At 67.4% G+C, this 23,535-nt stretch carries 13 protein-coding genes; 9 read left to right on the top strand and 4 right to left on the bottom strand.

The genetic code is table 11. The features are described from left to right. Positions 1–26 precede the first annotated feature (26 nt). Complete coding sequence (locus VH567_RS14530) at positions 27–3,077, top strand: putative Ig domain-containing protein (RefSeq protein WP_423326974.1); 3,051 nt, start codon at positions 27–29, stop codon at positions 3,075–3,077. 932 nt (positions 3,078–4,009) lie between these two features. On the opposite strand, the gene VH567_RS14525 is transcribed toward VH567_RS14530, so the two are convergent. Beyond that, a complete protein-coding gene (locus VH567_RS14525) occupies positions 4,010–4,756 on the bottom strand; it encodes a sigma-70 family RNA polymerase sigma factor (protein ID WP_423326973.1) in 747 nt (248 codons plus the stop codon). A 671-nt stretch (positions 4,757–5,427) separates the two neighbouring features. Further along, positions 5,428–6,123, bottom strand: coding sequence for a TetR/AcrR family transcriptional regulator (locus VH567_RS14520; RefSeq protein ID WP_423326972.1), 696 nt, complete (start codon positions 6,121–6,123; stop codon positions 5,428–5,430). A gap of 345 nt (positions 6,124–6,468) precedes the next feature. On the opposite strand from VH567_RS14520, the gene VH567_RS14515 reads away from it, so the two are divergent. From VH567_RS14515 to VH567_RS14495, 5 genes are all read left to right on the top strand, one after another. Beyond that, positions 6,469–7,824 carry a glycoside hydrolase 5 family protein gene (locus tag VH567_RS14515; RefSeq protein ID WP_423326971.1) on the top strand — a complete coding sequence of 452 codons (1,356 nt, stop codon included), beginning with the start codon at positions 6,469–6,471 and terminating at the stop codon, positions 7,822–7,824. Next, on the top strand, positions 7,824–8,831 hold the full coding sequence (locus VH567_RS14510; protein ID WP_423326970.1) for a glycosyl hydrolase: 1,008 nt from the start codon (positions 7,824–7,826) through the stop codon (positions 8,829–8,831). The genes VH567_RS14515 and VH567_RS14510 overlap by 1 nt, the downstream gene beginning before the upstream one ends. Further along, complete coding sequence (locus VH567_RS14505) at positions 8,828–9,925, top strand: SGNH/GDSL hydrolase family protein (RefSeq protein ID WP_423326969.1); 1,098 nt, start codon at positions 8,828–8,830, stop codon at positions 9,923–9,925. The genes VH567_RS14510 and VH567_RS14505 overlap by 4 nt, the downstream gene beginning before the upstream one ends. Positions 9,926–10,012: 87 nt before the next feature. After that, a complete protein-coding gene (locus VH567_RS14500; protein WP_423326968.1) occupies positions 10,013–12,541 on the top strand; it encodes a glycoside hydrolase family 3 protein in 2,529 nt (842 codons plus the stop codon). Then, positions 12,538–14,355, top strand: a complete 1,818-nt coding sequence (locus VH567_RS14495; protein ID WP_423326967.1) for a glycoside hydrolase family 9 protein — start codon at positions 12,538–12,540, stop codon at positions 14,353–14,355. Before VH567_RS14500 ends, VH567_RS14495 begins: the two co-directional genes overlap by 4 nt. Before the next feature lie 8 nt (positions 14,356–14,363). Here VH567_RS14495 and VH567_RS14490 read toward each other — a convergent pair whose 3' ends face one another. After that, positions 14,364–15,380, bottom strand: a complete 1,017-nt coding sequence (locus VH567_RS14490; RefSeq protein ID WP_423326966.1) for a cupin-like domain-containing protein — start codon at positions 15,378–15,380, stop codon at positions 14,364–14,366. A gap of 50 nt (positions 15,381–15,430) precedes the next feature. Further along, positions 15,431–18,799 (bottom strand): TonB-dependent receptor, encoded by a 3,369-nt coding sequence (locus VH567_RS14485; protein WP_423326965.1) that lies wholly within the window; start codon positions 18,797–18,799, stop codon positions 15,431–15,433. 236 nt (positions 18,800–19,035) lie between these two features. Here VH567_RS14485 and VH567_RS14480 point away from each other — a divergent pair, with 236 nt between their 5' ends. From VH567_RS14480 to VH567_RS14470, 3 genes are read left to right on the top strand one after another with little or no spacing between them, the layout of a single operon-like run. After that, positions 19,036–20,559: a tryptophan halogenase family protein gene (locus tag VH567_RS14480; protein ID WP_423326964.1), complete on the top strand. Its 1,524-nt coding sequence runs from the start codon at positions 19,036–19,038 to the stop codon at positions 20,557–20,559. Further along, positions 20,556–22,028 (top strand): tryptophan 7-halogenase, encoded by a 1,473-nt coding sequence (locus tag VH567_RS14475; protein WP_423326963.1) that lies wholly within the window; start codon positions 20,556–20,558, stop codon positions 22,026–22,028. Before VH567_RS14480 ends, VH567_RS14475 begins: the two co-directional genes overlap by 4 nt. Then, positions 22,025–23,533, top strand: a complete 1,509-nt coding sequence (locus tag VH567_RS14470; RefSeq protein ID WP_423326962.1) for a tryptophan halogenase family protein — start codon at positions 22,025–22,027, stop codon at positions 23,531–23,533. Before VH567_RS14475 ends, VH567_RS14470 begins: the two co-directional genes overlap by 4 nt. The last annotated feature ends 2 nt before the right edge of the window (positions 23,534–23,535 follow it).

Here is a 23,535-nt window from a genome sequence, read left to right as displayed (position 1 = left end):
CTGCACTSGCGCTGACGCCYGYGACCTTGCCCGGSGCTGCRGTCGGTGCGGTCTAYGGCCAGGCGCTCGTCGCCAGTGGYGGGACKGCGCCSTACGGCTATGCGGTCAGCGCCGGCGCGCTGCCGGTCGGAGTAACGCTGTCGGCCGGCGGTGTCCTCGCGGGCACGCCCACCGCGGGCGGCAGCTTCGCCTTTACCGTCACCGCGACCGACGCGACCGCGGCTGGCAGCGGCGGGCCGTACACCGTCTCGACCGCTTATACGCTCGCGGTTGCCGTGCCGAGCATCGCGCTCGCGCCGGCCACGCTGCCTGCGGGAACGTCGGGGGTCGCCTATAGCCAGGCGCTCGCSGCRACCGGCGGGACYGCSCCSTAYGCCTATGCGGTCASCGCMGGCGCGCTGCCSGCCGGGSTSACGCTGTCGCCSGCCGGGRTACTCGCCGGCACGCCCACCGCCAGCGGCAGCGCCAGTGTGTCGATCACCGCTACCGACAGCTCGACCGGCAGCGGGCCCTATGCCACCACGCGCAGCTACACGCTCGTTGTCGCCGCGCCCGCGCTCGCGCTGACGCCCGCGACCTTGCCCGGGGCTGCGGTCGGTGCGGTGTACGGCCAGGCGCTCGTCGCCAGTGGTGGGACCGCGCCCTACGGCTATGCGATCAGCGCCGGTGCGCTGCCCGCCGGGGTGACGCTGTCGGCGAGCGGTGTCCTCGCCGGCACGCCCACCGCGGGTGGCAGCTTTGCCTTTACCGTTACCGCCACCGATGCCACCGCTGCGGGGAGCGGCGGGCCGTACAGCGTGAGCGCCGCCTACACGCTCGCGGTCGCCGTACCGAGCGTCACGCTCGCGCCACCTACGCTGCCCGCGGGAACGTCGGGGGTCGCCTATAGCCAGGCGCTCGCCGCAACCGGCGGGACCGCACCGTATGCCTATGCGGTTACCGCGGGCGCATTGCCCGCCGGGCTGACGCTGTCGCCTGCCGGGGTGCTCGCCGGCACGCCGACCGCCAGCGGCAGCGCCAGCGTGTCGATCACCGCCACCGACAGCTCGACTGGCAGCGGACCCTATGCTACCACGCGCAGCTACACGCTCGTCGTCGCGCTGCCGCCGCCGCCGGTCGCCACCGACGCGCCTTCGCACAGCATTCCCGCCTCAACCGCGACGACACCGCAATCGAGCATCACCGACCTGTCGAGTCTGGTCACCGGCTCGGTAACCGACATCCAGATCGCGACCCAGCCTCAGCATGGTACGGTGACGGTCGCATCATCGAGCACCGCCACGGGCACCCGCTTCCTCGCGACCTATACGCCGGTCGCCGGGTTCAGTGGCGACGACGGCTTCACCTATGCGGCCGTCGGACCGGGCGGGCGATCAGCAACGGCGCGCGTCGCGTTCACCGTCGTCGGCGCAGTACCGATCGCGGGTGCGGTACGTGGCGAGACGCTGTCGGGCCAGGCGGTGATCATCGACCTGACCGCAGGCGCCACCAACGGGCCGTTCACCGCCGCACAGATCGTCACGGTCTCGCCGGTCGATGCCGTCACGCTCGAGCTGATCGAGGGCGGCACTGCGGCCAGCCGACTCTATCAGCTTCGTGTCACGCCTGGCGGGCGGTTCAGCGGGACCGCGACGATCCGGTACACGATCAGCAACGCGTTTGGGGCATCGGCGCCCGCGGTTGTCACGATCAACGTCACCGCGCGTCCCGATCCGTCGCAGGATCCCGACGTGCGCGCGATCAGCGCAGCGCAAGCCGAGGCGATCCGGCGTTTCGCATCTGCGCAGACCGACAATTTCATGCGCCGCACCGAGCAACTCCACGGCGATGCCGCCGCCAGCCAGCGGTCTCCGTTCGGGATCACCATGAGCGGTCTCGCGAACGGTCTAGGCGGCAACGGCCTAGGTGGCCGCGGCGGCTATGGCGGCGTGCGGTCCGGCGCCGCGCCCCCTGATTTCCCCGCAGAGTCCGACGTCGCGATGCTCAAGATGGGCCATGCCACCGCGGTCGCCGATGCGGAGCGTGCCGCAGGGCTGATCTCGTTCGAACGGAGCGACGCGACGACCCCGCTCGAATCGGTGATGGGCCGCGGCCGCTATGTGACGTCGACGCCGAACGGAGCGAGGATGGCTCGGGATGCCGACCGGTCACACCCGGGGTCGGGATCAAGGTCAGGATCAAGCTCGTCACCCGGATCGGATGCGAGCGTGAACCCGCGCATCGGCGACACAGTGGCCGGCGAGGATGCAGGTCGTAAGATCGGCTCGCTCGCGCTGTGGAGCGGCGGCGCGGTATCGGTTGGTACGCGTGACCAGACCAACCGCCGCGCCAAGCTGTCGGTCACCACCGCAGGGCTGAGCGCAGGCGCCGACATCAAGCTCGCAGAGGGCATAACGCTCGGCGCGGGTGGTGGATATGGGGCCGATCGCACGAGGATCGGCGGCGATACCGGACAAGTGGACGGGGATAGCTGGGTCGGCGTGGCCTATGGCAGCATCGCACCGGTCGACGGACTGTTCGTCGACGGCGTCTTCGGGGCCGGACGACTGGCCTTCGACACGCGCCGCACCATCGCCGCCAACGGCGCCGTGGCACGGGGACACCGCGAGGGATCGATGCTCTTCGGCTCGCTCGCCACCGGCTTCGATCGCACAACCGATCGCTGGAGCCTGTCGGCCTATGGCCGGGCGGACATCCTGTCGGCCGATCTCGACGGCTATGCCGAGACCGCGGGCGGGCTGTACGGGCTCGCCTTCGATAAGCGCGACGTGACCTCGCTGACCGGCGTGCTGGGCCTGCGCGGGGCCATCGCGGTCGGTGCCTTCACGCCGCGGGTCCGTGTCGAATGGCGGCATGAATTCCGCAATGGCGGCGTCCAGGCGCTCGACTATACCGGCCTGCCCGGCTTCGGCTATCGGATCGACGGCGACCAGTGGCTGCGCGATGCCTTCCGCATCGATTTCGGCAACGACATCCGCTTCGGCAATGGCTGGCGGTTCGGGACCGAAATCGGCGGGGCGTTCGGCCAAGGCGCGGCAAGCGCCACGGGCCGCGTGACGCTTGGCATGCAGTTCTGATGCGGTTCCGGTTATGCCCGCTGCGCGGTTGCGCGAACGCGGTCGAAACGGGCGGATGGGACTTGGGCCTGTGTCGTACAAACAGCCTTTTGGTACACTTCAGTCGGATCGGTTTCCAACGCCGACCTGACGAAAGCGCGAACGCCCATTGGCGATGACATGCGCCATAGTCCTTTGACGGCCGCGCCCCGATGACGTCGGCCGACGATACGAAGCTTGGGTGTTACATCGCCGACTAACGGCTGGGCGGCGGTAGCCAGAGCATGCGCGACGTGCTCAACCCCCGCGATCCGCGCGGGCCAGCGGCACCACCGCTCGCCAATGTCGCTGACGCGATCGAGCGCTGGAGGCAGCACCGCGTGGCTTCGGCGCCCAACTCGCCACCCCGGCCGAAAGCGGGCCGCGGGCCCAACCGATCGATCACTGCTGGCCCTACTGCTTCGACCTAGCCACTCGGCTCCGCCAACTCTGCCAATGTGGTCCCGCCTCAGGTTCGCTATTTTGGCTCCGTCTCAGGTTCGTCGCTCGGCTCCGCCTCAGCTTCACCAGCTGGCATCGCCCCGGCTTCTCCACCCGGCCCGACCAAGTCGGTCTCCACCGTCTGGCCCCACGGCATCGCGCTCACAACTCCGCTCCACCGCTATCGGTTCAGCCGGCTTTCAGGGTCCGCCCCGCTGCCCCGGACTTATCCCGCAGGCACACTCTGAAAATCAGGGCCCGCCGCTATTCTGTCCGACCGAAACGCATCGGTTTTTCCTGGGCGTTGGATCCTGCAATCGGGTTTGCCCGGATTCAGCCGAAGGGGCGTTGGCAGAAGGCAGGATGGTGCCGCCTATTCCAGCCGACCATCGCGCGGCGCTGGAATCACCGTGCACGTCCGCGCACCTCATGGCTAACAAGCCGTTTCAAGACGCCGCCATCACGGTGCGAACTCAGCCCCGTGTTTTGTTGCCGGCACGCCAGTTGCGCAATAGCGCAGCCTGGACATCGGACCCGTCCGACCGGTCCGACCGAAAATCGGTCGGGACAGGCACGATCGCGATCGGCCGAGCCGCTACCGGCCCAACCGCCACAGCCGCCCCCGCCCCGCTCACTCCAGCCACGACGGATGGCCCGGATAAGCGATCGCGTGCGGGCCGGCGCGCGATCGCGTCGCCCTCGATAATCTGGCGCACCGTCTCGCGGCCGCGGCTGACCCTGCTCTTGATCGTACCGAGCGCCACGTTCTGCAGGCGCGCAGCCTCTTCATAGCTCAATCCGTCGCGCGCGATCAGCAGCAGCGCGTCGCGTTGTTCGTCCGGTAGCATCGCGAGCGCGGCGGCCAGATCGTCGGACAGCAACCCGCTCTCCTGCTCGGCATGCACCGCGACGTCGGGAAACTCGTCGCCATATGTGTCGGTGCGACGAACCTTCTGCTGCCGGATGTGGGACAGGAACGCGTTGCGCAGGATGCGGAACGTCCACGCCTTCAGGTTCGTACCCGCGACGAACCGCGCCCGAAACCGCCAGGCCTTGGCCAGCGCGTCCTGCGTCAGATCCTCGGCCAACGTCCGATCGGCGCACAGCGACACCGCATAGCGATACATCGATACCGCGAGTGCGCTGACCTGCGATGCGAATTCGCGGTCCGGTAATGGCGCCGGGCGCGGTACTGCGTCCGTCATGAAAAACGTCGTCATATATGCCTCGAAATATTCCGGCCGAAGATCGCACGGGCCGATGAGGGACGGCTGACCGAGCCGCCAATGGAAAGGCGGATCGTCGCAAAGCCGGATTGCGGCCTCTCGGCCATGCCGGGGGCGCAATCGGTGGTGAGGCCGCTGCTCCGATGACGACGCCACCGGCAACCTTATCCACCCGACGTGCCAGCGCGTCCGACCAGCCAGAATGGCGATGTCGCGGCCTGTCCAGCCACGCAGCCGCCCGATCCGGCCTGCACGTCTAAAGCCATGCGCCGCGCGACGGTTCCGCTCCGCTGAAAATAAATCTACCGGACAGTGTCCTTATTTCCGTCTTGGGAAAGTGCCGCGGTCGCTCCGCGCGCGCCCTGTCTCCAGGGGCCGATATCGTTCGAAAGCGCATCGTCGGCGTCCCTGTCACGTCCCGCCGAAATGCCGCTTGGCGTGCGTGTTCCTCCCTCGCATCGGCACACGCGATCGCGCCCAGCACCTGATGGCTGCGTTCTTGTAGCGCTCGAGGATTCCCGGGGTTCGTCGCCTGTTCGCGCGCAGGATCAAGACGTTACCGGTCGCTTGCCGAGCACCGGCATGTCGACCGCGGACTGCTCGCAATCGCTCGATGCGTCGCGCATGAATTCGACCGGCAGAACACGACGTCTCCGTCCCGACGATCAGCCCGCGACGGCCGCCGTGCCCGCCCGACGATCGCATCCCGCCGCATTATCGGCCCCGGCCAGTTGCAGGAACGCCGCCCAGCGCGAGGCGAAAAACGTCGTTTCGGACAATCCCCCCATCACGCTCGCCACGGGGCTGTTGAAGGTCATCCGCGTGTTCGGGCCCTGCAGAAGGTCCATCAGCAGCAGCGTCAGCAAATGCGGCTCCCCCGCCACGACCTCGCCCGCGGCCTGCGCCTGGACGATCAGCGCATCGGGACGCTCGGTAGCGCGCCGCGTCCAGGTCTGGAGCCGGTTTGCGAGATCGGCGTCGTTCAGTCGTTCGAAGCTCAGGAACACGCCGAACCGCTGCACCGCCGGATCGAGCGTGAACACGAAATAATGGCGCGCCCATTCCTCCAGCGCGAACAAGGGGCTGGGCGGCGCTCCGTCCGCGGGCAGCATCGCGGTCTCGACGCGCAGGATCTCGCGTTCGACGACCGCCTCGACCAAAGCGAGCTTGTTCTCGAAATGCCGATAGATCGTCCGCTTGGTAACCGCAGCCTTCTGCGCCAGTGCATCCATCGCAAGACCGCCGATGCCGCGTTCGCACAGCATCGTGAGCGCGCATCCAAGCAGCCGCTCGTGCAACGCGCTTGCAGCCTCGAGCGTGGGGCGTCCGGTCTTGCGCGGTAATGGATGGTCTGGCTGCATTCGTCCGCTCCCTCGCGCGCGCGTTCCCTGTCCTGCTGCGTTCAACATCGGGCCTCGTCCAGCGTTGAATCGAACGGCGATGACGCATCGTGCGCCTCGCTTCACCCGATACCCTGTTTCGAGCCCTGATCGATCCACCATTCGGCATTGGCGGAAGGATTTCGTTCGTCATCGCCCTCCGCAGCGTACCTGCAAGCAATTCGACGCGCCATCGACCACATGCCCTCCCCCCCGAATATCAATTCTGCGGTAGCGCCGGCCCGCGCGCGAACCTAGGGTTCCGGGGTGGCGACGATCTCCGTTCTGATCCGCCCCCGAATTCTCAGCCTCACGAAGGAGTTGGCATTGGCGATCATCGACAGGCGCATGGCATTGCTGGCGGGAGTGGCATTGGTGACCGCCTGTGCGGATCGCGCGCATCTCGGCAACGCGATCGCCGACCGGCGCGCACCCGCATCGTTCGTCACCGTCGCGGGGCACGGCTTCGAACGCAACGGCAAGCCATATCGCTATGCCGGTGCCAATATCTGGTATGGCGCATGGCTCGGCGCGGAGACGGCGTACGGCAACCGGGCAAGGCTGGCGCGCGAGCTCGACCGGTTGCAGGCACTCGGCGTCCGCAATTTGCGTATTCTCGGCTCGGCGGAACTGTCGCCGCTGAAGAACTCGATCACGCCCGGCTTCCGCGACAAGAGCGCGACCTACAACGAGGATCTGCTCAACGGGCTCGACTGGACGCTCGCGGAGATGGCGAAGCGCGACATGACCGGCGTGATCTACCTGACCAACTTCTGGGAATGGTCGGGCGGGATGATGACCTATCTCTCGTGGGTCAACGGCGGCAAGTACATCAACATGAACGACCCCGCGCACCCGTGGCCCGAGTTCGCCGACTGGAACGCGGCGTTCTACACCAATGGCCAGGCGCAGGCGATGTACCGCGATTACATCCGCGCGGTCGTCTCGCGGACCAACAGCGTGACGGGCGTCGCCTATGCCGCCGACCCCACGATCATGGCGTGGCAGCTGGCGAACGAACCGCGTCCGGCCGGCGGCGACAAGGTTGCCGTGCCCAACCTGCCCGCCTTCTACCGCTGGATCGACGAGACCGCGCGTTACATCAAGACGCTCGATCCCAACCACCTCGTCTCGACCGGATCCGAAGGTCTGAAAGGCTCGATCGAACGCGAGGACGTCGTGCTCGCCGCGCATCGCCCGTCGTCGATCGACTATCTCACCGCGCATATCTGGCCGAACAACTGGACGTGGATGGACGCGGGCAACCTCGCCGGCACCTACGACGCGGGCGCGGCGAAGGTGGCCGACTATATCGACACGCACATCCGGCTCGCGACAACGCTCGGCAAGCCGCTGGTGATCGAGGAGTTCGGCTATCCGCGCGACGGCCAGGACGCCTATGATCCGACCATCACGACGGTGTACAAGGATCGCTTCTACCGCCAGATCTACGCCGCGATCGAGGCGAACGCCAAGGCCGGCGGGCCGCTTGCCGGCTCGAATTTCTGGGCGTGGAACGGCGAGGCGCGCACGCCTCATGTGGACCACAGGTTCCAGCGCGGCGACCTCGGATATATGGGCGATCCCCCGCACGAACCGCAGGGCTGGTACGGCGTGTTCGACAGCGACGCGTCGACGCAGTCCGTGATCCGCGCGCACGCTGCGGCGATGGCGGCACTCTGATGCTCAACCGTCGCGAGACGCTGGGGATGACGGCGGCGCTTGGCCTGCTCCACGGCGTACCGGCGCTAGCCGCAGTGCCGAACCGCAGCTTGAGCAATCCGAAAGCCACCCCCGCCACCCGGCAACTCTACGCCTATCTATGGAGCCAATACGGCAGGAAAACGCTGACCGGGCAACAGGAGCAGGGTTCCGGCCCGACCAATCCGAACGGCGAGCTCGACTATCTCCAGCGCGTGACGGGCAAGCTCCCCGCGATCCTCGGCCTCGATTACATCGACCCGCGCGACAATGATGCGGTGAACGACCGTGCCACCGCCTGGGCGCGTTCGCGCGGAATCGTCACGCTGTGCTGGCACTGGGGCGCACCGGACGTCGGCACCGGCTACGAGAACTCCAAGAAGGATTTCGACGTCGCCGCCGCGCTGAAACCCGGCACCCCGCAGAACGTCGCGATGATGCGCGACATGACCGAGGTGGCGCGCCTGCTGAAGGTGTTGCAAGACCGGGGCGTCCCCGTCCTGTGGCGCCCGTTCCACGAATTCAGCGGCGACTGGTTCTGGTGGGGCAAGCACGGCCCCGACGCGTTCAAGGCGCTCTGGGCGCTGATGTACGACCAGTTCACGCGCGTCCACCGGCTGAACAACCTGATATGGGTGCTCGGCTGGGCAGGGCAGAACGTCGATCCCGCCTGGTATCCGGGCCGCGCTACGGTCGATGTCGCGGGTGCGGATATCTACGCGAACGACCACGGCAATCTCGCAGCCATGTTCGCGCAGGTGAAGGCGATCGTCGGCGACACGCTGCCGATCTGCCTGCACGAGAACGGCCCCGTTCCCGATCCGGCGTTGCTCGGTCCGACCGCGGACTGGCTCTGGTTCATGACCTGGCACACGCGCTGGCTGACCGGCGCCGACCAGAACACGCCCGACCAGTTGCGCCGCGATTTCGCATCGAAACGCTACGTCACCAAAGACGAACTCCCCGCATGGTTGAAGGTGAAGGCATGAAGACGATCCTCGGGCTGTTCGCTGCCGCACTGCTGTCGACGTCGGCAATCGCCGCCCCGCCGACTGTGACCCCGACGACCGCGAAAGCCGGCGCGCCCCTCCCGGTCCACATCGGCGGCCGCGTCGAGCGGACCGCGGATGGCTATGAGCGCCAATGGCCCGGCACCTATTTCGAAGTTGCGTTCCGCGGCCCGAGTGCGCTCCTCAGGATAGGCCAGGGCGATGTCATCCTCCGCGTGGCCGTCGATGGCGCGCTCGCCGTTAAGCTCGTCAAGCCGAAGCCCGGCCTCTACCGCGTCGCCGGCCTGTCGAACGGCCGCCACACGATCCGCGTCGACGTCGCCAGCGAGAGCCAGGCCGGACCGAACGTCTTCGGCGGCTTCTTCGCAGGTCCCGAAACACGCGCGCTCCCCGCGCCCACCCGCACCCGCCAGATCGAGTTCATCGGCGATTCGCATACCGTCGGCTACGGCAACGTCTCGGCGAAGCGCGACTGCACCGGAGCCGAAGTCTGGGCGACCACCGACACCGCGCAAGGCGTGCCAGCACTGACCGCCCGCCGCTACGGCGCGGACTATCAAGTCAACGCGATCTCGGGCCGCGGGATCGTCCGCAACTATGACGGCATGGCCGCCGACACCGTCCCCGCCGCCTACCCGTTCACGCTGTTCGACAAGGCCAAGCGCTACGCAGACCCGGCCTGGCACCCAAGCCTGTTCGTGATCGCGCTCGGCACCAACGACTTCAGCACGCCGCTGAAAGCCTCCGAACCGTGGCAGACGCGCGATGCGCTCCACGCTGATTACGAGGCGAAGTACGTCGCCTTCGTCAAAGCCGTTCGCGCGCGCAATCCGGGCGCGCATGTCGTGCTCTGGGCGACCGATCTGGCGGACGGCGAGATCGCGGCGGAAGTCGGCAAGGTCGCCGCGCGCCTCAAGGCCGAAGGCGAGCGCAACATCGGTTTCGTCCCCGTCACCGGCCTCGCCTTCTCGGCCTGCCATGCGCATCCCTCGACCGTCGACGACGGCAGGATCGCCACCGCATTGGCCGGCTATGTCGATGCGCATCCCGAAATATGGACCGCGACCAAATGACCAAATGATTTGCGTAATACTGCCCGGGGCCGGTAGCAGGGTCGCAAAGGTACCGATCGCGATCGGGTACCGCCCAGGGAGAGTATGATGTCGGCGAGTTTTTCCACGTTCACGATCGCGCTTCTGCTGCAATCGGCGGCAACGCCGGTAGCGGCCCCGACCGCCCCCCTGTCGGCGGTCGCGCATCCCGAGATCTGGCCGACCGCCAACGCGCGGCCGCTGCGCGATCCGAAGGTCGAGGCGCGGATCGACGCGATCATCAAACGCATGTCGGTCGCGGACAAGATCGGCCAGCTGATCCAGGTCGACATCGCCAGCATCGAGCCGTCGGACCTGCGCACGTACAAGCTCGGCTCGATCCTCAACGGCGGCAATGCCGGGCCCGGCGGCAACGATCTGGCGCCGCCCGTCGAGTGGCTGAAGCTCGCCGACGCCTTCTATGACGCCTCGATGGCGCGCAGCGACGGCCGGCCCGCGATCCCGGTGATCTGGGGCACCGACGCAGTCCACGGTAACAACAACATCCCCGGCGCGACGCTCTTCCCGCATAACATCGGCCTCGGCGCCGCGCGCGACCGCGACCTGATGCGCGAGATCGGCCACGTCACCGCGATCGAGACCGCCGCCGCCGGCATCGACTGGACCTTCGCGCCGACGCTCGCCGTCGTCCGCGACGATCGCTGGGGCCGCACGTACGAGAGCTATTCCGAAGAGCCGCAGATCCAGGCCGATTACGCCGGCGCGGTGATCGAAGGCGTCCAGGGCAAAGTCGGCACCAAGGAATTCCTCGCCCCCGACCACGTCATCGCGACTACCAAGCATTTCCTCGGCGATGGCGGCACGGGCGGGCGCGACCAGGGCGATGCGCGCATCCCCGAAACCACGCTCCGCGACATCCACCTCGGCGGCTACCCGGCCGCGATCGAGGCCGGCACGCAGTCGGTGATGGCCAGCTTCTCGAGCTGGAACGGCGCCAAGATGCACGGCAACAAGAGCCTGCTGACCGGCGTGCTGAAAGACCGCTTACACTTCGACGGCTTCGTGGTCGGCGACTGGAACGGCCACGGCCAGGTCGATGGCTGCTCGAACGAGAGCTGCGCCGCGGCGATCAACGCCGGCCTAGACATGTTCATGTATTCGGGCAGCGGGTGGAAGACGCTCTACGCCAACACGCTGAAGCAGGCGCAATCCGGAGAGATCCCCGCCGCCCGCCTCGACGACGCGGTCCGCCGCATCCTGCGCGTGAAAATCCGCGCCGGCACGTTCGATCGCGGTCGCCCGTCGTCGCGCGCGCTCGCCGGCAGGATGACCCTCATCGGTGCCGCCGACCACCGCGCGATCGCGCGGCGTGCTGCACGCGAATCGATGGTCCTGCTCAAGAACGAAGGTGGCCTGCTCCCGCTGAAACCGTCTGCGAAAATCCTCGTCGCGGGCGGCGGTGCGGACAACATCCCGCAACAGGCCGGCGGCTGGTCGCTGACCTGGCAGGGCGGCGGCACGACCAACGCGAACTTCCCCAATGCCGAGACGATCTGGTCGGGCATCAGCACCGCGGTCAAGGCAGCGGGCGGCACCGCGACGCTGTCGGCCGACGGCAGCTTCGCCAAGAAGCCCGACGCGGCGATCGTCGTGTTCGGCGAGCAGCCCTATGCCGAGTTCAAGGGCGACCGTCCGAACCTCGAATACAGCGCCGAGGACAAGTCCGACCTCGAACTGTTGCGAAAACTGAAGGCGGCGGGCGTCCCCGTCGTCGCGGTGTTCCTGTCGGGGCGTCCGCTCTGGGTGAACGCCGAGTTGAACGCCTCCGATGCGTTCGTCGCGGCATTCCTGCCGGGCAGCGAAGGCGGCGGCGTCGCCGACGTACTGTTCCGCAAGAAGGACGGCAGCGTCGCCAACGACTTCCGCGGCAAACTGAGCTTCTCGTGGCCAAAGCGTCCCGACCAGTATGTCCTCAACCGCTCCGCCGCCGGCTACGACCCGCTGTTCGCGTTCGGCTACGGCCTGAGCTACGCCAAGCCGGGCACCGTCCCCAAGCTCGACGAAACCCGCCCTGCCGGCATGGCCGCGTCGTCGAATGGCACGATCTTCGGCAAGGGCCGCGTTCCCGAGGGCTGGTCGCTCACCCTGGTCGAGCAGGACCAGTCGAAGGTCCGCCTGCTCGGCGTCAACGCTACGACCGCGACCAAGCGCCTCACCGCCTCCGCGGTCGACCGCCGCCGCCAGGAGGACGCGCGCGCGCTCGTCTGGGCGGGGGGCCCCGCGGATGCGCGTGTCGAGGCCTCGGGCCCGCTCGACCTCACGCGCGAGAGCAATGGCGAGCTGAGCCTCGTCGTCGACGTCCGCGTCGATCACGCGGGCAACGCACCGGTCGGGCTCGGCATGGTCAGCAACGACGGCAAAGCCGTGACGGTGCCGATCAGCAAGACACTCGCGGCGGGCAAGCCCGGCGACTGGCAGCAGGTCATCGTCCCGTTGCAATGCTTCGCCAAGCGCGGCATCGACATGGCGCACGTCACCGCGCCGTTCGTAATCGCCACCGACGGCAAGCTCGGCCTGTCGATCTCCGACGTGAAGATCGACTCCGCGCCCGTGCCGATGACGAAGTGCGGCGATTGAAGCGGCTCCTGCTTGGTGCGGCGGCCGTCCTGCTGACGACCGCCGCCACGCAAGCCCCACCCGCACCGATCCGGATCGACCAGGCCGGGTTCGAGACGACCGGCCCCAAGCTGGCGGTGCTGCCATCTGCGCAGACGAAACCGCTCGCGTGGACACTGACCGACGCGCGCGGCAAGATCGTCGCGTCGGGCCAGACGATACCGATCGGTCCCGATGCAGCGTCAGGCGAAAGCGTCCACCGGATCGACTTCGGCATTTTCCGGACGCCCGGCACCGGCTATCGCCTCCACGTCGGCACAGCCGCCAGCCACCCGTTCCCGATCGCCGAGCGCCCGTTCGCGGCCGTGGCGACCGCGGCGATGGCGTTCTTCTACCAGCAACGCAGCGGCGTCCCCATCCTGCCCGCGTTCGTCGAGCGCAAGGACCTCGCCCGCCCCGCCGGCCATGCAACCGACATCGCCACCTGCTTTGCCGGCCGCGACCAGAAGGGCGTCGAATGGCCCGGCTGCAGCTACAAGATCGACGCGACCGGCGGCTGGTACGATGCCGGCGACCAGGGCAAATACGTCGTCAACGGCGGCGTCTCGACCTGGACTCTGCTCGACTTGCACGAACGGCTCGCGGCGTTCGGTGACGCAACCGCGTTCGCCGACGGCCGCCTTGCCCTACCCGAACGCGCCAACGGCAAGGACGACCTGCTCGACGAAGCGCGCGTCGAAGTCGCCTTCCTGCTCGCAATGCAGATCCCCGACGGTACCAAGCTCGCTATCGCTCCAGACGCGGGCGTCGCAGGCGAGGCGATCACCCGGTTCGAGACGATCGACGCAGGCGGCCTCGTCCACACCAAGATCGCCGACGAGAACTGGACCGGACTTCCAACCGCCCCCGCCGACGATCGCGAACGCCGGTTTCTCTACCCACCATCGACCGCGGCAACGCTCAACATGGTCGGCATCGCGGCACAATGCGCGCGGATCTGGCGAACGATCGACCCCGCCTTCGCCACCAAATGCCTCACCGCGGCGCGACGCGGCTGGGCGGCGGCACTTCGCCACCCAGCCCTCCTCACCAGCTCCGACTTCACCGGCAGCGGCGGCTATGGCGACCCAGACGTCCGCGACGAGTTCACCTTCGCCGCCGCGCAACTCTACGCGACCACTAACGAAGCGGTTTTCTTCGATCGCTTGCGCAAGGACGGCATCTTCACCGATCCCGGCACGGATATCGGCTGGGGATCGCTCAGACTGGCGGGGGCGCTGACGCTCGCGACCGTGCCCGACGCGCTCCCCGCGGATGACCGTACCAAGCTCCGCACCCGGATCACCGCGCTCGCCGACGGCTTCGTCGCCGAGGGCAAGCGCAGCGGCTACGGCATACCCTTTGGCGGCACCAGATATCCCTGGGGCTCGAGCAGTTCGATCCTCAACCGCGCGATCATGCTCGGCGTCGCGTGGCAGATCGACCGCAAGCCCGCCTATCGCGACGCGGTATTGGCGAGCCTCGACTATATACTCGGCCGCAACCCGCTCGACCGGTCTTACGTCACGGGCATCGGCACGCGCCCGATGCAGCACCCGCACCACCGCTTCTGGGCGGCCGCAGCCGACAAGCGCTACCCCGCACCACCCGCCGGCGTTTTGTCAGGAGGCCCCAATTCCGCCGCCGCGAACGAGCCCGGCCCGATGAAAGGCTGCGCACCGCAGACCTGCTGGATCGACGACTACCGCGCCTTCACCGTCAACGAAGTCGCAATCAACTGGAACGCCCCGCTGGTCTGGACCGCAGCCTTCCTCGACGCGACGCGAGGCCGCTAAATTCGGCGCTAGCGTCGTTCCAGCGTTCGCGCGAGGTATCCGCGGATCGCTTCGGTCCGTTCCGGCGACGGGCTCCCCAGCACGCCGCGCATCGCCTCGGGCAGGTGCGCGGCCGCGGCTTGCGCATCGTCGCCAAACACATACTGGTCGAACCAGCCCCGCACCGCCGCCCGCTCGCCCTCCGGCAGATCCCGGATCGCCAGGATGGCGTGGATCAGCGCGGGGAACGGCGAAGTCGCGCCCCCCTGCCCCCACCAGTAATTGACCAGCACGTTGAACCGCCCAAGCGCCTTCACGTCATGCCACCACATTGAGGGTATGAAGATCGCGTCGCCCGGCTCCAGCACCGCAACCTGCATCTGCTCACGCGCCGTCGCGAACCGGGGATACCGCTCCAGATCGGGCGCCTCGAGATCGACCAGGCTCACCGGCTGGCCGGCGATCGTCACGTCGAGCGGCCCGACATACAGGTTCGGCCCCTGCTCAGGCGGAAACAGGCAGAACCGCCGCCGCCCCGCGACCACGACCGCGACGTTGCTCGACACGTCGTAATGCGTCGAGACCCGGCTCTCGTTCCCGATCCACACCCGCGGCACCGCATCGGGAGTCGGCAGCGGCAGGACGTTCGCCTCCGCCCAGCCCGGCAGGAACTCCCCCGCCGCAGCCGCCCCGGCATAGATTGCCGGCGCGCCCGGCACTCCCTGCAACGCGATCAACTGGTCGACCAGCGTCGGGATCGGCGCCTTGGCGCGCTCGAAATTAAAGCCGCTCAGGTCGTCGCTGTAGAAGAACCGCCCGCGCACGTCGCTTTGCGCGACCATCACGTCGGCGGAGCGCCCGCCATCGAACGACACGATATGCTCGCCGATCGCGCGATCGGATTGCCGCGCGGCGCGGACGGCGGGCCAGTCCGCCGCCAGCCCGCGCATCACCACCGGGCGATAGCCATGCGCGATCTCGGCTTCGAACCGCACCGCGTCGATCGCACCGGTTTCGGCAACCGGAAGGCCAAGGATCTCACTCATCGCGTGCGTGTAATCCCTGGCCTCATATCCCGCTACCTCAGCCCGCTACCTCAGAAGGTCATGCGCGCCGAGAGCGTATACGACCGGTCGTTCTTGAAGAAGCTGCGCGGCGCTTCGAGACCCGCGCCGTTCAACAGGAAATTGGTCTTGGTCGTCTCGTCGAGCAGGTTCGACGCGGTCACGCCGAGCTTGAAATGCTCGTTCACCGTCACGAATGCCGAGGCGTCGAGCTGCCCGGTCGGCAATGCGTAGACCGGCAGGAACGGGAAGCAGCAATCGCGGTTGGTCAGCAGGAACTTCGAGCGCCAGCTATACGCGACGCGGGCATAGAACGGACCCTTGTCGTAGAAGCCGGCGACGTTGACGGTATGCTTCGACAGGCCCTGGAGCGGGAGGTTGTCGTACAGGCCGGCGACGTCCTGCGGCGGACGGCTGCCATCCGCGGCGCCGTTGGCGGGCACCGGGTTGGGGATCTTGCCCGCCTTCACGAAGGTGTAGTTCGCCTGCATGCCGAGACCGCTGAGCGCGCCGGGCAGGAAGTCGAAGGTCTGCTGGTACGCGATTTCCGCACCCTTGATCCGCGACTTGCCGTTGACGTTGGCGGGACCACTCACCTGCACGTCGAACGTCTGCCCGTTGTTGGTCAGCGTGCGCGTATAGCCGAGATTGTCGACGATGATGTTCGACAGAGTCTTGTGGAACAGCGTCGCGGTGAGCGAGCCGACCTTCGAGAAATACCACTCGCTGGTCAGGTCGAACTGGAGCGCCTCGACGGGGCGCAGGAAGGGATTGCGCGACTGGGCGGCGAACTGGAAGTTGCCGGTCGTGTTGCCACCCGATGCGCCGACACCGACATAGTTGCGCAGATCGCCGAAGTTCGGTCGCGAGATCGCCTTGGATCCTGCCGCACGGAACAGCAAGGTCGGCGTGACCTGAAGCTTCACGTTCGCGCTCGGCAACCAGAAGTTGAACTTCTGCTTGGCGATATCGGGGGTCGAGGAGCCATTGGCATACGCCACGATCGCCGCCTGTTGCGCAGCCGGCACTGTACAGATCGGATTGATCGATCCGGTGGTCGGCGGCACGTCGCGCTGCGATTGGCAGAAACCCGCCAACGTGGCCGGATAGGTGCCGCCGTTGGGATTGGCGGGCAGGTTGGTCGTGCTAAAAATCGTGTTCTGTTGCGGGAAGGTGATCGCACCGTCGGAGCTGTCCTTGGTACGGACGAAGCGCAGACCGATATTGCCCGTCAGGCTCATGCCGTTGCCGAAATCCTCGACGCCGAAATCGGCGCGGGCATAGGCGGCGAAGGTCTGCTCGCGATTTCGGTACACCTCGCTCGGCAGGTATGCGCCATCGATCAGCGGACTGCCGTCGGCGGTCTTGCGATCCTCGGCAGGCGTATAGGTGCCGCCACCCAGCGCCGTAATCTTGCGAAGCAGGTTGGTGAACGCGTCGTGGTCACGCAGGATATCGTCGGAAACGAACGTCGTGCTCGGCGGCGTGTTGGTACCGCCGCGGAAGAAGTTCGTGAAATTGTGAAGGCTCTGCTCGTTCTGGTCGAGTGCCGCATAGCTGACCACGCCCTTGGCGGACCAGGTTTCCGACAAATAGCCCCAGTTATTGTAGTCGACCGCCTTCACCGTCTGCTTGCGATCGGCATAGCGGCCGCCGACCCGGACGTTGCGCAGGAAGGCATCGTCGCTGACGTCGAACTGCGCATCGCCGCGGAACGCCCACTCATGGCCCTCATTGTCCTGACGCCCGTTAAAGGCGTCGCGGAAATACAGCGAGTTCGGGTTGGCGAAATAGCTGGCCGTATCGAAGCCCGGCGTGATCGAGGTGATCTGCGGGATATTGCCACGCAGGTCGATCGCGGTCTGGCTGAACGTGGCAGTATCGAGGATGTCGTCGCGGACCTTTACCTTCGACGTCGCGTACTGGCCGTCGAAGTTCAGGTGCAGGCGATCGATCGGCTCGAACTTGATGTTGAGCGACTGATCCTGCGAGATCGACTTCGAGAAGAAATGCCGGTTGGATTCGGTCGTGAACACGCCATCGGGCGCGAACTGGGTGAGAACGCCGTAGCCGGCCGGGGTATTGCCCTGCACCGCACCGCTGCGCTTGCCGAGCGTGCCGCTCGTGAAGACGCCATCGTCGTCGTAGGTGAAGCCCGATGCGCCGACCGGGAAGACGGTATTGGCATCCCCGTAATACACGTTCGGCTCGACCGTGTGCTCAAGCCAGTCGTCGGTCGATTCAGCCCGAACGAACTGTCCGGTGATCAGCAGATTACCCGATGCGTTCTCATATTGCGCGGCGCCCGAATAGCCGATGCGCGTGCGGTTGAAATCCTGCGTGCGGGACCCGGCGCCCAGCGGCGCGTACACCACGTTGCGACCGGCGGGCAGCGGGAAGGTGTCGAACAGCGTGGACTGGTACGGCGTCCCTGCGTTGAGCACACGACCTTCGCCGGCATCCTGAACGCCGTTGCCATTGGTGTCGTCATTGTAGCGCGGCAGCATCGACGAGATGAACACCGAGTCCGAGCGGCTGTAGAGCTTCTGGTAGGTGCCGCTGGCGAGGATGCCGAACCGGCCTGCGCTGCCCAGGTCGAACTGCTTCGAGACGAGCCCGACGAACTGCGGCGCGCCGCGCTTCTCCAGATCGCCGAGGTTCATGCCTGCCGAGAGGAACAACAGGTCCTTCTTCGAATCGAACGGCTTGCGCGTGTTGATGTTGACGGTGCCGGCGATGCCGCCCTCGACCAAGTCGGCAGTGAGATTCTTGAACACCTCGACCGACCCGACGATTTCCGCCGGAATGTCGTTGAAGCCAATCTCGCGACCGCCGCCGGCTGCGAACGCGTCGCGGCCGTTGAACTCGCCGCGAACGTAGCTGAGGCCGCGAATGACGACGCCAGAGCCCTGTGCGGAATAATGTGCGGAGTCGCTGGGCGCGGCGAAGCGGCTGATCGACACGCCGGGGACACGCTGCAACGCTTCGTTCACCGAGCGATCGGGCAGTGCGCCGATGTCTTCCGCGGTGATCGCGTCGACGACGGTGTCCGAATTGCGCTTGATGTTCTGCGCGTTGGCCAGGCTCTGGCGGATGCCGGTGACGACGATCTCTTCGCGCTCTGGGTCGGGGGTGGGGTTGCCTGCGTCCTGCGACGCGCCCGAGGTGCCGGTGGTGTTGCTGGCAGAACCCGGCGCGGTGCCTGCGACGGCCGAGTCTAGGCTGGTTGCGCCCGAGGTCGTGCTGGCGGCGCCCGAACCCGCCGGAGCCGGCACAGCCTGCGCGTCGGCGGCAGGCGTCACGGCAGGATCTGCGACCTGCGCGAAAGACGGCTGGGCGATGAATGCGATCGCGAGCGCGGATACGCTCGCCCCGAACAGACGCGACGCAACATTAGCCATGATTAACCCCTTCAACATCCACAAGCGCAGGTCGTCGCCGCTATGAAGCAGGCGTTCTGACCGGGCTTTTCCCCATCGGCACGAACGGCAGTCGTTCGCTTGACCAGCGTGGTAGGCGGCTATGTTTCACGCCACAAGTCGAATAAGACAATTTGATAGACAGATATGTCGGACGTATCCGGACTGTGGCCAAAGTGTAACAGGCTCGGATCGGTCCTAACCGGCGAGAGGGGATCATGAACGGTATCGAACGGACGCGCGTGGTGGTTGTGGGAGGCGGTACCGCCGGCTGGATGACGGCGGCGGCGCTGGTCCGGCTGTTGCCGGCGGCGTGTACCGTGCACCTGATCGAATCGGCGGAGATCGGCATTGTCGGTGTCGGCGAGGCGACGCTGCCGCATATCCGCGCATTCGTCGAACGGCTCGGGCTCGACGAGGCTGATTTCATGCGGGCGACGCATGCGACGTTCAAGCTCGGCATCGACTTCCGCGATTTCGGCGCGATCGGCGACAGCTACATCCACCCGTTCGGGACGTTCGGACGACCGCTCGGCGACGTCGGTTTTCATCACTATTGGCTGCGGCTGGCAGCGGAAGGGCGCGCTGGCCCGATCGGCGACTATTCGGTCGCGGTCGCCGCGGCCAAGGCTCACCGGTTCGCGATTCCAGATGGCCCCCCCGACGATCTCGCCGCCAGCTTCGGCTATGCGTATCAGTTCGATGCGACCTTGTTCGGGCCGTATCTGCGCCGTTTCGCCGAGACGCACGGCGCGCGTCGTACCGAAGGCCGGGTGCTGTCGGTTGAGAAGGACCCGCTCACCGGCGACGTCCGCGCTTTGCGGATGGACTCGGGCGAAACGATCGAGGGCGACCTGTTCGTCGACTGCTCGGGCTTCCGCAGCCTGTTGCTCGGTGACGCGATGGCCGAGCCGTGGGAGGACTGGTCGCGCTGGCTCCCCTGCGACGGTGCCGTCGCGATGCCCTGCGCGTCACCAGAGGGACCGATCGAACCCTATACCCGCGCCACCGCGAAACCCGCCGGCTGGCAATGGCGCATCCCGCTCCAGCACCGCGTCGGCAACGGCTATGTCTATTCAAGCGCACATCTGGACGATCAGGCGGCCGCCGACGCACTGGTCGCCTCGGTCGAAGGCACGCCGCTCGCCGACCCGCGGTTCCTGAAGTTTCGCGCAGGCCGTCGCCGCAACTCGTGGGTCGGCAACGTCGTCGGCGTCGGGCTCGCCTCGGGGTTCCTCGAACCGCTCGAATCGACCAGCATCTACCTTGCGCAGATGGCGATCACGCAGCTGATCGAGCTGTTCCCGCAGCGTGCTGGATCGGCAGGAATCGCGGCCACAGACCGCGCCGAGTTCAACCGCATGGTCGACATGGAATATGACCGCATCCGCGACTTCCTGATCCTCCATTATCACGCCACCACCCGCGACGATTCGGACTTCTGGGACCACGTCCGGACGATGGACGTGCCCGATACGCTGGCCGAGAAGATGGAGCTGTTCCGCCGCGCCGGCCGCGTCACGCACTATAGCGAGGGGTTGTTTCTCGAACCGAGCTGGCTGGCGGTATACCTCGGCCAGGGCATCATCCCGTCGGGCTGGGACCAGCGCGCCGACGGCCCTGCGCTCGAAGGCCTCGACCGCGCGATCGCCAGGCTGCGCGACCAGGTCGCCGCCACCGCCGGCGCGATGCCCGACCACGCCACGTTCCTCGCGCGCCGCAATGCGACGATCCCCGCATGACCGAGCGTACGCCTATTCGCAGCGTCGCGATTCTTGGCGCAGGTATCGTCGGCCTGTCCGCGGCCGTTGCGTTCGCCCGCGCGCTGCCCGGTCTCGCGATTACGCTGATCGAGACGCCGGCCGATCCCGCGGCGCTGGCCGACAGGATGCCCGGCACGCTGCCGTCGATCGCGACGTTCCATGAGCGCATCGGACTAAGCGAGGCCGACCTACTCGCCGCGGGCGCGACCCACCGGATCGCGACGCGGCTGTCCGACTGGCGTGCGGACGGCGTGCCGGTCATCTTCGCGTACGGCGAACGCGGAGGACCGATCGCTGACGGCGCGTTCCACCAGCACTGGCTGAACGCCCGCCGCGCCGGCAAGGTCGCCGCGTTCGACGCGTTCTCGCCGGCCGCGGTGCTTGGCGCGGCCGATCGGTTCGTCCACCCATCGGACGATCCCGCATCGCCCCTGTCGGGCTTCGGCTCCGCCCTCCGCCTCGATCCGCCGCGCTACCGGGCGCTGCTCTCGGCCTATGCGCGGCATCTCGGGATCGTCCCCGTTGCGGGGCCGTTCGCAGCTATCGAGCGTCGCGCAGATGGCGGCGTCGAAACGCTGCTGCTGGCGGATGGCCGCCGCGTGAGTGCCGACCTCTATCTCGATTGCGCAGGCCCTGCCGCCCCGCTCCGCTCGGTGATCGATCCGCAATGGGAGGATTGGCGCGCGTTCCTGCCGGTCGATCGCCTGCTGCTCGGCACGGCCCCCGCGCGCGCGGTCACGCCGACCGACGATCTGGTGGCGGTACCGGCCGGCTGGCGGTTCGAGACGCCGCTGCGCGATCGCACGTTGGTCGGTCTAGCCTACACGTCCGAGCAGATGCCCGACTCCAGCGCTCGTCGAACCCTCCCCGTGGGCAACGAAATCATACCGATCGCCCCCGGCATCCGCCCTCATCCCTGGGTGCACAACGTGCTGGCGATCGGCGATGCCGCCGTCGTGCTCGATCCGCTTGCCGACGCGAACCTGCATCTCGCGCAGTCCGCGATCCTGCGCGCGATCGACCTGCTGCCGGGCCGCGATTGCGCGCCGACCGAACTCGCTGAGTATAATGCGCGCACTCACCGCGAAGCCGCACGCGTCCGCGATTTCCAGGCCGCGCATTATCTTGCGACCGAGCGCACCCGCGGGCCGTTCTGGAAAAGCATCCGCCATCTCGCACGCCCGGACAGTCTCGCCCACACGCTCGACCAGTTCGCACATCGCGGGCGCCTGCCGTTCCACGAGGACGAGAGCTTCGATGCAGACGACTGGCGCGGGCTGTTGCTGGGGCTCGGCATGATCCCGCAGGTCCCCGATCCGATCGCGGCGGCAACGCCGCTGGAAACGGTACGCGCCGCACTGACCCGCATGGCCGAGGCCAACGCCGCGCTGCCGTCGCGGCTCCCCCCCTACCCCGCCTATCTCGCGCAAGCGGACCGGAGACGATGAATCCCCCCATCCGCAAAGTCGTCATCGTCGGCGGGGGGACCGCCGGCTGGATGGCCGCCGCCGCCGCCGCGCGCTATCTCGACGACGGCCAACGCCAGGTCATCCTGATCGAGTCCGATGCGATCGGCACGGTCGGTGTCGGCGAGGCGACAATCCCGCCGATCCTCGGCTTCAACCAGCTGATCGGCGTCGACGAACGCGAGTTCGTCCGCGCGACCGGCGCCACCTTCAAGCTCGGGATCGAGTTCGTCGGCTGGGACACCGGCGCGGATCGCTACATGCACGCATTCGGCGGACACGGCCGCGACATCCAGGGCCTCGCCTTCCACCAGCTCTGGCTGAAGCTGCGCGATCGTCCCGGCATCGGCGGGCTCGACGCCTATTCGCCGTCCGCGGTCGCCGCGTATCTCGGGCGTTTCGGCCAGCCGAGCGGGACCGCGCCGCTCGCCTACGCCTATCATTTCGACGCGAGCCTCTACGCCGCGTTCCTGCGCCGCCGCGCCGAGGAGGGCGGCGTTACCCGGATCGAAGGGCGTATAAACGCCGTCGACCGCGATCCCGAGAGCGGCCATGTCCGCGCGGTTCGGCTTGACGATGGCACCGCGGTCGAGGGCGACCTGTTCATCGACTGCTCGGGTTTCCGCAGCCTGTTGCTCGGCGAGACGATGGGCGTCGGCTTCGAGGACTGGTCGCACTGGCTACCCTGCGACCGCGCGGTCGCGGTGCCGACCGAACCGAGCTCTCCGCTGCTGCCCTACACGCGCGCGACGGCGCGCCCGGCCGGGTGGCAGTGGCGAATCCCGCTCCAGCATCGGACCGGCAACGGCCATGTCTATTCCAGTGCGCATATTTCAGATGACGAGGCGACCGCCACGTTACTCGCCAATCTCGACTCGAAACCAACGGCCGAACCGCGGCAACTCCGCTTCAAGGCGGGTCGGCGTGCGAAGATGTGGGAGGGGAACGTCGTCGCGCTGGGGCTTGCCGGCGGGTTCCTGGAACCGCTCGAATCGACCAGCATCCACCTGATCCAGACCGGCATCTCGAAACTGTTCGCGCTGTTCCCCGATACGGGCTTCGGCGATGTCGAGCGCGACGAATATAACCGGCTGATGGGCGACGCCTACACGTCGGTCCGCGACTTCATCATCCTCCATTACCACGCCACCCGCCGTGACGGTTCGGCATTCTGGCGGCACGTCCGGACGATGCCGATCCCCGACAGCCTGACGCGGAAACTCGCGCTGTTCCGCGAGAAGGGCCGCATCTTCCGCTACGACGACGAACTGTTCGGCATCCCGAGCTGGGTCCAGGTGCTGCTCGGGCAGAACGTCGTGCCGGTCGGCTATGATCCGATCGTCGACGCGCTGGATGCGGACCGGGTTGCGGACGCGCTACGGCAGATACGCGCTGCCACGTTGCGTGCTGCCGAAGCCCTCCCCGCACATGCCGATTTCGTCGCCCGTCACGCGCCGTTCGACCGTCTCCAGGAATTTGCCAAATAATT

It is taken from the genome of Sphingomonas sp. 4RDLI-65 (genome assembly GCF_049472435.1).
In the GTDB taxonomy this organism is placed as follows: Bacteria; Pseudomonadota; Alphaproteobacteria; order Sphingomonadales; family Sphingomonadaceae; genus Sphingomonas.
Note: the sequence above shows the minus strand (reverse complement) of the source record. Positions and strands in the feature narration are given on the sequence as shown.

What these genes read in the sequence shown, in the direction of transcription:
- VH567_RS14470 (WP_423326962.1), top strand. Translation starts at nt 22,025, where the DNA reads ATGAATCCCCCCATCCGCAAAGTCGTCATCGTCGGCGGGGGGACCGCC.
- VH567_RS14510 (WP_423326970.1), top strand. Translation starts at nt 7,824, where the DNA reads ATGCTCAACCGTCGCGAGACGCTGGGGATGACGGCGGCGCTTGGCCTG.
- VH567_RS14480 (WP_423326964.1), top strand. Translation starts at nt 19,036, where the DNA reads ATGAACGGTATCGAACGGACGCGCGTGGTGGTTGTGGGAGGCGGTACC.
- VH567_RS14520 (WP_423326972.1), bottom strand. Translation starts at nt 6,123, where the DNA reads ATGCAGCCAGACCATCCATTACCGCGCAAGACCGGACGCCCCACGCTC.
- VH567_RS14505 (WP_423326969.1), top strand. Translation starts at nt 8,828, where the DNA reads ATGAAGACGATCCTCGGGCTGTTCGCTGCCGCACTGCTGTCGACGTCG.
- VH567_RS14485 (WP_423326965.1), bottom strand. Translation starts at nt 18,799, where the DNA reads ATGGCTAATGTTGCGTCGCGTCTGTTCGGGGCGAGCGTATCCGCGCTC.
- VH567_RS14500 (WP_423326968.1), top strand. Translation starts at nt 10,013, where the DNA reads ATGTCGGCGAGTTTTTCCACGTTCACGATCGCGCTTCTGCTGCAATCG.
- VH567_RS14525 (WP_423326973.1), bottom strand. Translation starts at nt 4,756, where the DNA reads ATGACGACGTTTTTCATGACGGACGCAGTACCGCGCCCGGCGCCATTA.
- VH567_RS14475 (WP_423326963.1), top strand. Translation starts at nt 20,556, where the DNA reads ATGACCGAGCGTACGCCTATTCGCAGCGTCGCGATTCTTGGCGCAGGT.
- VH567_RS14490 (WP_423326966.1), bottom strand. Translation starts at nt 15,380, where the DNA reads ATGAGTGAGATCCTTGGCCTTCCGGTTGCCGAAACCGGTGCGATCGAC.